Origin of the sequence: Bifidobacterium sp. ESL0790 (assembly GCF_029395435.1) — a bacterium.
GTDB lineage: Bacteria > Actinomycetota > Actinomycetes > Actinomycetales > Bifidobacteriaceae > Bifidobacterium.
In genome coordinates, this window is sequence record NZ_CP113915.1 from 1,349,755 (window position 1) to 1,361,692 (window position 11,938).

Here is an 11,938-nt window from a genome sequence, read left to right on the forward strand (position 1 = left end):
CATCATGAGCGATATTTCTGGTACCCAAAAACCGTCCGATTCCCATCGACGGGACAAGACGCAATCCTCACACTCCACCGGCGTGGCCGACAAGGGCCGTTGGTCGACGCAACGCATCGCCGTCTACGCGCTCTTCGTGGCGCTGGCCATGGCGGCGTCGTTCCTCGAATTCCCCATCATGCCGGGCGTGCCGTGGCTCAAATACGACCTCTCCGGCATCATCTGCCTGGTCGCCGGCTTCGCGTTCGGCCCGTCTGCCGCGTTCATCGTCAGCGTCCTGAGCTGGATCCCCCACCTGTTCATGAACCCGTGGGGCGCGGTCATGTCCATCCTGGTCTCCGTGTTCCTGAGCGTGCCGGCGGCCATGGTCTACAAGCGCATGCGCACCCGCGTCGGCGCGCTGGTCGGCATCCTGGTCGGCGTGGTCTTCGGCCTCATCGCCGCGATCGGCGGCAACCTACTGATCACCCCGATCTACGCGCATATGACCACCGCGCAGGTGCTGGCGATGGTCGTGCCGTTCCTGCTGCCGTTCAACCTCATCAAATTCGGCATCCACGGCGTGGTCACCTTCGTGATCTACAAGCCGATCTCGAACCTGCTCAACAGGTCGCTCTAGGTCTGACGACCATCTTCAGACCACATAGGCAAGGAACTTCGAAGGCCTTATGACCACCGACTTTCACGATTCGGCCGCCGCACGGCCCGCACGTTCGCAACAACGCGACGGCGTCGGGCCCGCGGCGGCTTTGCCCGTTGGGGATACCGCTATTAACGACGAGCGTCAACACGACTTGGCGGCAAGCCTGAAGGATATCCGTTTCAGCTACGACAACGGCAAGTCCTGGGTGCTCGACGGCATCGATCTCAGCATCCGCGCCGGCGAGCGCATCTGCCTGGTGGGCCCCAACGGCTCCGGCAAATCCACGCTCGCACGCCTCGTCGCGGGCCTCACCGCCCCCGACGGCGGCACGGTCACCTTGCTTGGCGAGACCGTCTTCGACGACGGCACCCCGCATAGCGACCTCTATCGCAAGGCGCGCAAGGGCATCGGCGCGGTCTTCCAGAACCCGGCCGACCAAATCATCACCACCGTGGTGGGCGACGACGTGGCGTTCGGCCCCGAGAACCTCGCCCTGACGCCGGAGCAGATCACCTTGCGCGTGCATGAATCGCTTGACGCGGTCGAGATGCGCTCGTACATCGAACGTGACCCCTCGCGTATGAGCGGCGGGCAGCAGCAACGCATTGCCATCGCGGGAATCCTCGCGATGAGCCCGAGGATGATCGTGCTCGACGAGCCCACGGCGATGCTCGACACCCAGTCGCAGCATGACGTCCTGGGTGTGCTCGACGCCTTGCAGGAGCGGGGCGTCACCATCGTGCACGTGACCCACAGGCCCGAGGAGCTGCTGCGCGCCGACCGAATCCTTAGTGTCGAGGGCACCAGGCTGGTCGAGCTCACGCAGACTCAGGCCGCGCTGAAGCTCTCAGTGACGAACGCCGACGACACCGGCGTATTACAGCCTGACGGCATCATCATCAACAATGAGGCAGGCGGGTCTCCGAAAAATCCGAATCCGCAACCCAGCGGGCACAAGGCAAGTCTCGAAAACGGCCATGCCGGCCACGCCGACGGCACAGCCAGCACATCGCAACAGCCCGCGATCCTCTTCGACCATGTCTCCTTCCGCTATCCGAAGGCCGACGCCGACACCCTCCACGACTTCTCCATGCGCATCGAGCCAGGCGAGGTCGTGGCCATCATGGGCCGCAACGGCACCGGCAAATCGACCCTGACCCGTCTGATGACCGCGCTCTCCAAGCCAAGCGGCGGCAGGCTCGAGGTGGCAGGCATCGACCTGACGGCCACATCCAGACACGCGAAACAGCGCAAGAAAGCGTTGCGTCGCGCCGTCGGCCTGGTGATGCAGCAGCCAGAGCGCCAGCTGTTCGCCGAGACCGTGCGCCAGGACGTCGCCTACGGGCCGACCAACCAGGGACTGCCCGCTCACGAGGTCGATGAGCGCGTCGATCGCGCGTTGGAATTGCTGGGTATCAGCGATTTGGCGGACCGCTCCCCCTTCTCGCTTTCCGGCGGCCAACAGCGCTTGGCGGCCATCGCCGGCACCATCGCCTGCGACCCGGGCATCCTCATCCTGGACGAGCCGACGGCCGGGCTCGACGCGGCGGCCAGCGAGCGCATCTATGCCCTCGTCCGCACGCTCAACGCGCAGGGCGTCACCATCGTCATCGTCACCCATTCGATGCGTCAGGCCCGGCAATTGGCCGATCGCATCGTCACGCTTTCCGATAATGCGAGTAATGCCGCCAATTCCAGCGACGCTGAGTCTGGTAATCCCGTATCCAACGACTCGACCACGGTCACCGGCTCCGAAAAAGACCAAAACGATCAAAAGACTTCCAGCCAGGCGACTCCCAACCGCTCGCCCCTTTCTTTCATCGAGCGCCTCGACCCCCGTGTCAAGCTCGTCGTCTTCTTGGTCCTGATGTTCACCTCCTTCATGGTCGGCTCGATCCCGCAGCTGCTGCTCACCTTCACGATGGTCATCGTGATCGCGGCCGCCGCGCGCCTGAGCCCGAAACGCCTGTGGCATTCGATGCGCGGCTTCGTCGCCCTGCTGGTGGTGATGGGTATCGTCAACATGCTCTTCGTGCGTTCCGGCAGACCGTTGTTCAGCATCTGGAATTTCCCCATTACCACCGACGGCCTGATGGCGGCGATCCTCTACACCTGCCGTTTCGGACTGGTCATCATCCTCGGCATCATCCTGCTGCAGACCACCACGCCCACCGCCCTGACCGACGGATTCGGCTCGCTGCTCTCGCCATTGCGCAAGCTCGGACTGCACACCCAGGAACTCGCGCTGGTGATGAGCCTGGCGCTGCGCTTCCTGCCCACGCTGGCCGGCGAGGCGCGCGACGTGATCGACGCGCAATCGGCCCGTGGCGGCAGCATCGAGACCGGCTCCCCGGCCAAGCGCGTCAAGGCCCTGGCGGCCATCGTCGTGCCGATCTTCGCGGGGGCGCTGCGCCATTCCGACAACCTCTCGCTGGCCCTCGACGCCCGCTGCTACGAGGAAGGCATCCACCGCACCCACTGGCATGCCATGCGCGTCGCCCGCCGCGACGTCATCTTCACCGTCCTCTGCGCCGTCTACCTCGCCGCGCTCCTGACGATGAAAACCATCCCGTCCCTCCCCCGCCTCTAGGCAAGAGGGTTGGCGCGGGGCGTATCTCGGTTCGGGCTGATAGAGTTGGGGAAAGGCTGTTTTCCGCATACGTTTCCATGATCAAGGGAGTTGGATATGCATTCACCACGTAGCACCATCATCGAGCCATTCGCCCTCGAGCACGCCACCGTCGCCACGGGAGACGAGGACGGCCGCACCCTGAGCGACACCACCATCGTCGTCGACGGCACCGGCAAGATCAGCAAGATCGGTCCCAGCTCCTCCACCCTCGTGCCTCCGGGCTACCATCGCCTCGACGCGACCGGCAAGGTGGTCTCGCCCGGCATGATCAACGGCCACATCCACACCTTCTCGCAGGGCAAGCCGCTCGACCCGAAGGGCAGCACGCCCGAAGGCCAGCGCAAAATGGCGAAGCTCCTGCACAACCCGGTGGGCAAGGCGTTCATGTACGCCACCAGCAAATCCAACATCATGACCATGCTCAACTCGGGCGTCACCACGGTGCGTTCCGTGGGCGACGTGGGCTACGAGCTGGTCAAGCTGAGCCATCAGATCCAGGACAACCACATCGTCGGCCCGCGCATCATCCCCTCCGGCCCGCTGCTCGCGATTCCCGATGGCCACGGCGCCCCGCTGATCGCCCTGGAGAGCAGCACTCCCGACGAGGCGAGGGCCACCGCCGAGACCAACATCGACCATGGCGCCCGCGCGCTCAAGATCGCCGCCACCGGCGGGGTCACCGATTCACAGGTGCCCGGCGAGGCCGGCGAGCCGCAGATGACCACCGAGCAGATGCGCGCGATCTGCGAGACCGCCCACGCCAACGACATCATCGTCGCCGCCCACGCCCAGAGCCACGAGGGTGTGCTGCGGGCCCTCAAGGCCGGCGTCGACACCATCGAGCACGGCTGCGAGCTGGACGACGAGCTCATCGCCCTCTTCCTCGACAACCCGAACTCGCTGCGCGGCTACTCCGCCCTGGAGCCCACGCTTTCGGCCGGCCTGCCCATGAAGTTCCTCTCGCAGGAGACCCTGAACCTCACCGATGTGCAGATGCAGAACGCCATCCCGGTGGTCGAGGGCATGCTCACCGGCGCGCGTCAGGCGCACGAAGCGGGCATTTTGGTTGGGGTCGGCACCGATTCCGCCATGCCGTTCGTGCCGCAGTACGCCACCTGGCGCGAGATGCAGCTGCTGAATCGTTTCGCCGGGTTCACGCCCGCCGAGGCCTTCCACGCCGGCACGCAGGTCACCGCCAAGATCATCGGCGTCGACGACGTCACCGGCTCGCTTGAGGTCGGCAAGTCGGCCGATCTGCTGGTGCTCGACGAGAACCCGGTCGACAACCTGCGCACCCTCGAGCAGCCGTTGCTCGTCGTCGCCGCGGGCCACCCGATCTGGAGACCGTCGGTCGACCGCTTCAAGGACATGGAGGCCCAGCTCGACGAGGCCTACAAGTAAACGTCATGAGCCGGTAGGCCGGGACTATCCGGGCACTCGCTCGTTGAAGTCCTCCCTTACCGGCAATTGAGATATACGAAACCCGCCATCCGGCACCACTGGATGGCGGGTTTCCCTTTTTTTAGCGATGGGCGTTGTCGACCAGGGGCTCGCCGGCGACGTAGCGGCGGATGTTGGCCAGGGCGATGTCGATGATGCGGCCGGTGTTGCCGGCCAGATGGTCGCCGCCCGCGACGTGCGGGGTAATGAGGCAGTTGACGTCGTCCCAGAGCGGGCTGGCTTCGGGCAGCGGCTCGGTCTCGAAGACGTCGAGCCCGGCTCCGCGGATCGCGCCGGCGGCCAGCACATCGTGCAGCGCGTCGAGGTCGATGGCGTCCCCGCGTCCGCCGTTGATGACGATCGCCTCGGAGCCCAGCAATCCGAGCTTATGCGCGTCGAACATATGGTGGGTGTCGGCGGCTCTCGGAAGCGACATCGCCACCACGTTGGCGCTCGGCAGCAGGGCGTCGAGCTCGTCGAAGCCATGCATCTCGTCGACGCCCTCGACCGGCTGCGAGGCGTTGCGCCGCACACCCATGGTGCGCATGCCCGCGGCCTTGGCGAGCCTGGCGAAATGCGAGCCGATGTCGCCGGTGCCGACCACGAGCGCCGTAGCGCCCTCGGGACTCACCACCGTGCCCTCGTCGTGCCAGCGGTGCGTGGTCTCGTTGCGCACATAGCGCGGCAGGTTCTTCATCAGCGCCCACATCATGGCGATCATGTGCTCGGCGACCGACTGTCCATAGGCACCCGTGGCGCTGGTGACCTTCACCGAGGCGGGCAGCACGCCCGGCGCGATGTAGGCGTCGACGCCCGCGCTCCATGTCTGCAGCCACTCCAGGCTGGTGAATTGCGGGGCGAGCGAGGGGTCGAAGTTGCCGATGACGGCCGTCGCCTTGCCGCGCAGCTCCTCGGGAATCTGCGCCTTGACCTTCATGTCGCCGAAATTCTCGGGAGTGCCGCAGAATTCGACGGGAACGCCGCCCGCCGCCTCGATGAACCGCTGCTTGTCGGCCTCGTCGACCGGAATGCCATTGACGATCAGCTTGCCCTCATTATTTTGCCCGCTCATACCTCCGCCTTTCCTTCGAATGGATCACACAAACGGTTCCACAAAACATGAGAATCACCGGTGCAATCAAATTGAATCGTTTTTATTCTAAGGCAACCACCTTGGAATCCGCTCAATAAGCGAGCATTATGTCTGATAATCCACAAACTTTCATATCAAACAGCAAACGTTGCACCACTTATCACCAAACCCAATTCCTACCGCCCAACTCGACGCGCAACAAAACGCGAAACAACACATAAAAACAAAGGGACACACCCGAAACCGGGCATGTCCCCTTGCGATATACCTATATCAGCAAACCGGAGCCGTCATTCTTTCTTGTTGAACGCGGTGACCGCACGCTGCAGCACCACGAACACCAGGATCATGAGGCCGACCACGATGGTGGTCCACTCGGCCGGCACACCGAAGTCGCTGGTGAGCGGGTCGATGGTGGAACGCACCAGGGCGCCGATGACGGAGCCGAGCACGTAGCCGAAGCCGCCGGTGACGATGGTGCCGCCGATGACGACGGACGCCACGGCGTCGAGCTCCCAGCCCACACCGGTCGTGTTCTTCGCCGAGCCGATGTTCGCCGTGTAGACGATCGAGGCGATCGAGGCGAGCGTCGCGGAGGTGAAGTAGATGATGTAGTTGGTGCGCTTGACCGGCAGGCCCATGAGCTCCGCGGAGGAGCGCGAGCCGCCGATGGCGTAGATCGTGCGGCCGGTGCGGGTCTTGTGCAGCAGGATGTAGCCGAACACCACCACGATGATGGCGATGACCACGCCCATGTTGAACGTCAGGTCGTTGGCGATCTTGGGGTTGTCGATGATCTTGATCGGGTTCGAGATCCAGTCGAAGTTGTTGTTCTCCGGCAGGGTGAGCGAGTCGGTGGAGATGATCGAGGAGATGCCGCGGGCCAGGAACATCGTCGAAAGCGTGGCGATGAACGGCTGCATGTTGAACTCCTCGATCAGCGTGCCGGCCAAGAGGCCGAAGAACATGCCGATGATGATCATGGCGATCATGGCCAGCCACGAGGGCGTGCCGGCGATGGTCATCTTGACGCCCACCACCGAGGTGATGGAGACGATGGCGCCGACGCTCAGATCGATGCCGCCGGTGAGCACCGGCAGGGTCATCGCGACGGCCAGGATGATCAGGTAGGAGTGGTCGATGAACAGCGAGGAGATGAATCCAAGCCTGGCGTAGGTGCCGAAGAGCACCTGGCCCATGATGAGCATGAGGATGAAGATGACGACGGCCGCGATGGTCGGGATCATCTGTGGATCAAGATGGCGAGACTTACGCACACTTGCCTTCTTCGTTGCCTTTGCTTCTACTGTTGCGTTACTCATGCCGTCACCGCCTTGGACTGTGCCTTCAGCGCCCTCTTGCGTTTCATTTCGGCGCTGAGGTTATGGACCTTCGGAGCCTGCATCACGCAGACGATGATGACCACGACGGCGAAGAACGCGGGGGTCGCGGCGGCATCGATGCCGAGCGTGATGATGGTCTTGCGGATCATCGCGATGATGATGGCGCCGAACGCGGAACCGAGCAGCGAGAACTTGCCGCCCAGCAGCGAGGTGCCACCGATGACGACCGCGAGGATCGCGTACATCTCGAGGTCCTGGCCGGTCTTGACCACGTCGACGCGCATCACGGACGCCGTGGCGAAGAGGCCTGCGATCGCGGCGAGGAAGCCGGAGATCGCGTAGACCATGAAGAGGATTCTGCGGGGCTTGATGCCGGTCATACGGCTGGCCTCGGGGTTGATGCCCACGGACTCGATCATCATGCCCATGGCCGTCTTGCGGGCCATCAGGCCGACGATCGCGACGATCACCAGAGCGATGATGAAGTTGGCGGGGATGCCGAGGATGAAGCCGTTGGCCATCCAGCGCAGCGGCCCGATTCCGGCGATGGAGCTGGCGTCGGCGTTCTGCCCGGAGGTGATGACCTTCGCGAGGCCTCGCCCGGCGAGCATCATGATCAGCGTGGTGATGAAGGGCTGCAGGCCCAGGATGGAGACCAGCGCGCCGTTGACGCAGCCAATCGCCAGACCCACCAGCAGGGCGCACAGGATGGCGACCCACACGTTGGCGCCTCCGATGAGCATCTGCATGGCCACGGCGCCCGACACGGCCATCGTGGAGCCGACCGAGAGGTCGATGCCCGCGGTGGAGATGACCAGCGTCATGCCGGTGGCGATCATGAGGTAACGCGCGGATTCCTGGATCATGGTAATCAGCGGGCCCGCGAGGCCTCCGGTGTTGGTGTTCCATTTCAGGGCCAAGAAGCCATGGTCGAAAATCGTGCAGATGATGATGAGGACGATGAACGCCACCACCGACCATGTCAGGTTCGAGGACAATAGCTTCTTGAATGTGGGCGTCGCCTTTTCGGCGTCTTTCTTCTCGTCGGCCATCACTCCTCCTTTCCAGTATTTGCGTTCGTGTTGGCGATCGTCTGGACGATCGTCTCCTGCGAGACGGTGTCGTCGTTCTCGATCTCGGCGATCTTGTGGCGGTCCTTCAGCACCTCGATGTCGTCGGAGAGGCGCACGACCTCGTCGAGCTCGGAGGAGATGAAGACGACGCCGATGCCCTGGGCGGCCAGGTCGATGACGACCTGCTGGATCTCGGCCTTGGCGCCGATGTCGATGCCACGGGTGGGCTCGTCGAGGATCAGGAGCTGGGGGTTGGTGGCCAGCCAGCGGGCGATGAGCACCTTCTGCTGGTTGCCGCCGGAGAGGTTCTTGATGAGCCTGTTCGGGTCGGCGGGCCGGACGTTCAATTCCTTGATGTACTTGTCGACGACCTCGTCCGCCTCCTTCTTCGGGATGGGCTTGAACATGCCACGGGTGGCCTGCAGCGCGATGAGGATGTTCTCGCGCACCGTCAGGTCGCCGATGATGCCCTCATCACGTCGGTTCTCGGTGGAGTAGGCGATCTTGTTGCGCAGGGCCGTGGACGGGTCGGCCACGGTGATCTTGTGGCCGTTGAACTCGAAGGTGCCCGAATCGGCCTTGTCGGCCCCGAAGAGCAGACGGGCCAACTCGGTTCGCCCGGAGCCAAGCAGGCCGGCGAAGCCGACGATCTGGCCCTTGTAGATGTCCATGTCGACGGGGTTGATTGTGCCCTTCTTGCCGAAGTCGCGCACGGAGGCGATCGGCTTCTCGCCGGCCACCGGCTCGCGCCGCGTCTTCTTGGTGCCGATCTGGCTCAGCTCCTCGGCGCTCTTGCCGATCATCATGCCGATGAGCTCGTCGCGCGGCGTGTCCTTGGTGACGACTTCCTTGATGAACTTGCCGTTTCTAAGCACGGTCATCTTGTCGCTAATCTGGTAGACCTGGTCGAGGAAGTGGGAGACGAAGAGGATGGCCACGCCGGAATCGCGCACCTTGCGGATGATGGCGAAGAGGTCCTCCACCTCGTTGGCATCGAGCGATGAGGTCGGCTCGTCGAGGATGAGCACCTTGGCGTCGATCACCATGGAACGGGCGATGGCGACCAGCTGCTGCATGGCGATGGAGATCGAGCTCAGCGGCGCGTGCGTGTCGAGGTTGCCCAACCCCATTTCGGAGAGGTAACCCGCGGCCTTGGCATGGGTCTTCTTCCAGTTGATCATGCCGACCTTGTCGCGCACCTCGTGGCCGAGCATCACGTTCTCGCCGATGCTCAGGTTGGTGCAGAGGTTCACTTCCTGGTATACGGTCGCGATGCCCGCGTTCTGGGCGTCAAGCGTGCCCTTGAACAGTTGTGGCTTGCCTTCCACGGTGATCGATCCGGCGTTGATCTTGTAGACACCCGTGAGCGCCTTGATCATGGTTGATTTGCCGGCGCCGTTCTCGCCCATCAGGGCGTGGACCTCACCTGGATAAAGACTAAGGTCAACATTGTCCAGAGCCTTGACACCCGGGAATTCGATCGTGATGCCCTTCATCACGACGATGGGTTTTTTGTCTGTCATGTTTTTGCCTTACAAAAAATGGAAATTGTTATCGAAGATATGGAAGGGGCGCGGACGCCATGGCGATGGGATTCCACCGGCACACCGTCCACGCCCCTGTCATCTCAATCTAAAGGGAAATCGAACCGAATCGATCAGTACACACGGGTCCCGGCGTCAAGAGCCTGCTTGGCGGCCGCGGGATCGAAGACCTTCGAGTCGATGACGATGTTCTTCTGGACCTTCTTGCCGTCCAGCTTGTCCTTGACGGCCTTGGCGGTCTCCTTGCCGAAGATCGGGTTGTACTCGATGTCCTCGGCGAGGTCTCCGTCGACGACGGCCTGGAGGCCAGGCTTGGTGCCGTCGATGGTGACGATCTTCACCTTGCCCTTGAGTCCGGCGGCGTCAACGGCCTGAGCGGCGCCCAAGCCCATCTCGTCGTTCTCGGCGAAGATGAACTGCGGGTCCTTGGCCTTGTACTTGTCAAGCAGGCCCGCGGTCACGGTCTTGCCCTCATCAGTCGACCAGTTGGCGGACTGCTTCTCAAGTACGTTGATGTTCTTGTTGGCCTTGGCGCTCCAGCCGGTCTCACGATCCTTGACCACGGAGAGGCCAGCGGGACCCTGCAGGATGAAGCCGTTGGCGCCATCGGGGAAGGCCTTGTTCATGTACTCGGCGGCCTGCTGGCCAGCCCACTCGTTGGAGGGCCCGATATGGGAGGCGATGGCCGACTTGGCCTTGGCGTCCTTGACGTCGATGTTACGGTCGACGGTGAAGACGGGGATCTCGGCCTCGGCGGCCTTCTTCAGCGAGTCGTCCCAGCCGGAATCCTCGGTGGCGGAGAGGACGATGGCGTCGACGCCGTCATTGACGAACTTGCTGAACGCCTGGATCTGCTTCTGCTGGTCGTTGTTCTGGGTCGGGGAATAAATCAGATCGAAGCCGGCGGCCTTGAAAGCCTTCTTGACGTCGTTCTCGTTGGCGGTACGGAAGCCGCCCTCGGGGCCGACGGCGACGAAGCCAACGGTCTTCTTGCCGCTCTTAGAGCTGCTGGAGCCGCCGTTCGACGACCCGCAGGCGGCCATGCCGACCAGGGCGGTCGCAGCCGTCACCATGGCTAAGCCCTTTTTCCATATATTCTTCATATCAACTCCTCTTCGAGTGCGTGGAAGCAATCTTCGCTCCCACCGTTGTTTGCTGACACTTCCATTATGAATTGTTCGCGCTAACATCGCATCGGAAAATGATAACAATTCCATAACTTTTTGTGAGACACACTACAAATCTGCCCAATAAAGCGGAATTTATTAGACAGCCCACCCACATAATCCCAAGGGTCCCAATTTCGCCTCACACCCGTTGCAATCGTGACGCAAAAGCCCGGATTCCCGTCACAAACGCAACATCCACACCCCCAAACATTGCAAATGTGACGCAAACCTCGGAATTGGCGTCACAAACGCAACCTTCCCCAGCTTCTCGATTGCAAACGTGACGCAAAACATTCGATTACCATCACAAGCGCAACGAGTCGTAACCACACACCCAGTTGCAAATGTGACGCAAACCGTCCGATTACCGTCACAAACGCAACGAGTGTAGCCACAACCACCTAGTTGCAATCGTGACGCAGACCCCGGAATTGGCGTCACAAACGCAACCTTCCCCAGATTCTCGATTGCAAACGTGACGCAAAAGGCGGGATTACCGTCACAAATGCAACCGTTACGGCTCCCCAGATGGCATTCGTGACGCAAAACGTCCGATTACCGTCACAAACGCAAGAGCTGTGGCCACGACCTCTAAGATTACAAATGCGACGCAAACCATGGGATTACCGTCACAATCGCCATGTTTACGGCTCCCCAGATGGCATTTGTGACGCAAAACGTTGGATTAGCGTCACAAACGCAACAATCAGGACCTCCAACATGGCAAAAGTGACGCAAAACGTCCGATTGGCGTCACAAACGCAACACCACACACCACACCCTCCAACGTTGCAAATGTGACGCAAACCATGAGATTAGCGTCACAAACGCAACCGGTCGTCACCTCCATCCTTGCATTTGTGACGCAAAACGTTGGATTAGCGTCACAAACGCAACCGGCGTGACCGCGCACACCAGCCTGTCCGCGCACATCCAATCCGCACACACCCAGCCTGTCCGCGCATGCCCAGTTCGCCCGCACACCCAGTCCGTCCGCCGAC

General features: G+C 62.3%; 8 protein-coding genes. 3 read left to right on the forward strand and 5 right to left on the reverse strand.

Going from position 1 to position 11,938, the window contains the following annotated elements; all coding sequences use genetic code 11:
• Window positions 1-4 precede the first annotated feature (4 nt).
• The 3 genes from OZY47_RS05065 to OZY47_RS05075 all read left to right on the forward strand — a co-directional run bounded on the left by OZY47_RS05065 (window position 5) and on the right by OZY47_RS05075 (window position 4,676).
• The gene (locus OZY47_RS05065; RefSeq protein ID WP_277179171.1) at window positions 5-619 is read left to right on the forward strand and encodes an ECF transporter S component; all 615 of its coding nucleotides are present in this window, start codon (window positions 5-7) and stop codon (window positions 617-619) included.
• 49 nt (window positions 620-668) lie between these two features.
• Window positions 669-3,233, forward strand: a complete 2,565-nt coding sequence (locus OZY47_RS05070) for an energy-coupling factor transporter ATPase (RefSeq protein ID WP_277177272.1) — start codon at window positions 669-671, stop codon at window positions 3,231-3,233.
• A 96-nt stretch (window positions 3,234-3,329) separates the two neighbouring features.
• Window positions 3,330-4,676, forward strand: coding sequence for an amidohydrolase family protein (locus OZY47_RS05075; RefSeq protein ID WP_277177273.1), 1,347 nt, complete (start codon window positions 3,330-3,332; stop codon window positions 4,674-4,676).
• Window positions 4,677-4,797: 121 nt separating this feature from the next.
• On the opposite strand, the gene OZY47_RS05080 is transcribed toward OZY47_RS05075, so the two are convergent.
• The 5 genes from OZY47_RS05080 to OZY47_RS05100 all read right to left on the reverse strand — a co-directional run bounded on the left by OZY47_RS05080 (window position 4,798) and on the right by OZY47_RS05100 (window position 10,871).
• Complete coding sequence (locus OZY47_RS05080; RefSeq protein ID WP_277177274.1) at window positions 4,798-5,787, reverse strand: D-2-hydroxyacid dehydrogenase; 990 nt, start codon at window positions 5,785-5,787, stop codon at window positions 4,798-4,800.
• A 311-nt stretch (window positions 5,788-6,098) separates the two neighbouring features.
• Window positions 6,099-7,055 (reverse strand): sugar ABC transporter permease, encoded by a 957-nt coding sequence (locus tag OZY47_RS05085; RefSeq protein WP_348519400.1) that lies wholly within the window; start codon window positions 7,053-7,055, stop codon window positions 6,099-6,101.
• 71 nt (window positions 7,056-7,126) lie between these two features.
• Window positions 7,127-8,203, reverse strand: coding sequence for an ABC transporter permease (locus OZY47_RS05090; RefSeq protein ID WP_277177276.1), 1,077 nt, complete (start codon window positions 8,201-8,203; stop codon window positions 7,127-7,129).
• Window positions 8,203-9,747, reverse strand: coding sequence for a sugar ABC transporter ATP-binding protein (locus tag OZY47_RS05095; protein ID WP_277177277.1), 1,545 nt, complete (start codon window positions 9,745-9,747; stop codon window positions 8,203-8,205). The genes OZY47_RS05090 and OZY47_RS05095 overlap by 1 nt, the downstream gene beginning before the upstream one ends.
• A 134-nt stretch (window positions 9,748-9,881) precedes the next feature.
• Window positions 9,882-10,871 carry a substrate-binding domain-containing protein gene (locus OZY47_RS05100; protein WP_277177278.1) on the reverse strand — a complete coding sequence of 330 codons (990 nt, stop codon included), beginning with the start codon at window positions 10,869-10,871 and terminating at the stop codon, window positions 9,882-9,884.
• Window positions 10,872-11,938 lie beyond the last annotated feature (1,067 nt).

Bases quoted from the DNA above. Each gene is read 5' to 3' on its own strand.
- OZY47_RS05085 (WP_348519400.1), bottom strand. From the start codon at position 7,055: ATGATCCCGACCATCGCGGCCGTCGTCATCTTCATCCTCATGCTCATC.
- OZY47_RS05090 (WP_277177276.1), bottom strand. From the start codon at position 8,203: ATGGCCGACGAGAAGAAAGACGCCGAAAAGGCGACGCCCACATTCAAG.
- OZY47_RS05095 (WP_277177277.1), bottom strand. From the start codon at position 9,747: ATGACAGACAAAAAACCCATCGTCGTGATGAAGGGCATCACGATCGAA.
- OZY47_RS05080 (WP_277177274.1), bottom strand. From the start codon at position 5,787: ATGAGCGGGCAAAATAATGAGGGCAAGCTGATCGTCAATGGCATTCCG.
- OZY47_RS05065 (WP_277179171.1), top strand. From the start codon at position 5: ATGAGCGATATTTCTGGTACCCAAAAACCGTCCGATTCCCATCGACGG.
- OZY47_RS05100 (WP_277177278.1), bottom strand. From the start codon at position 10,871: ATGAAGAATATATGGAAAAAGGGCTTAGCCATGGTGACGGCTGCGACC.
- OZY47_RS05070 (WP_277177272.1), top strand. From the start codon at position 669: ATGACCACCGACTTTCACGATTCGGCCGCCGCACGGCCCGCACGTTCG.
- OZY47_RS05075 (WP_277177273.1), top strand. From the start codon at position 3,330: ATGCATTCACCACGTAGCACCATCATCGAGCCATTCGCCCTCGAGCAC.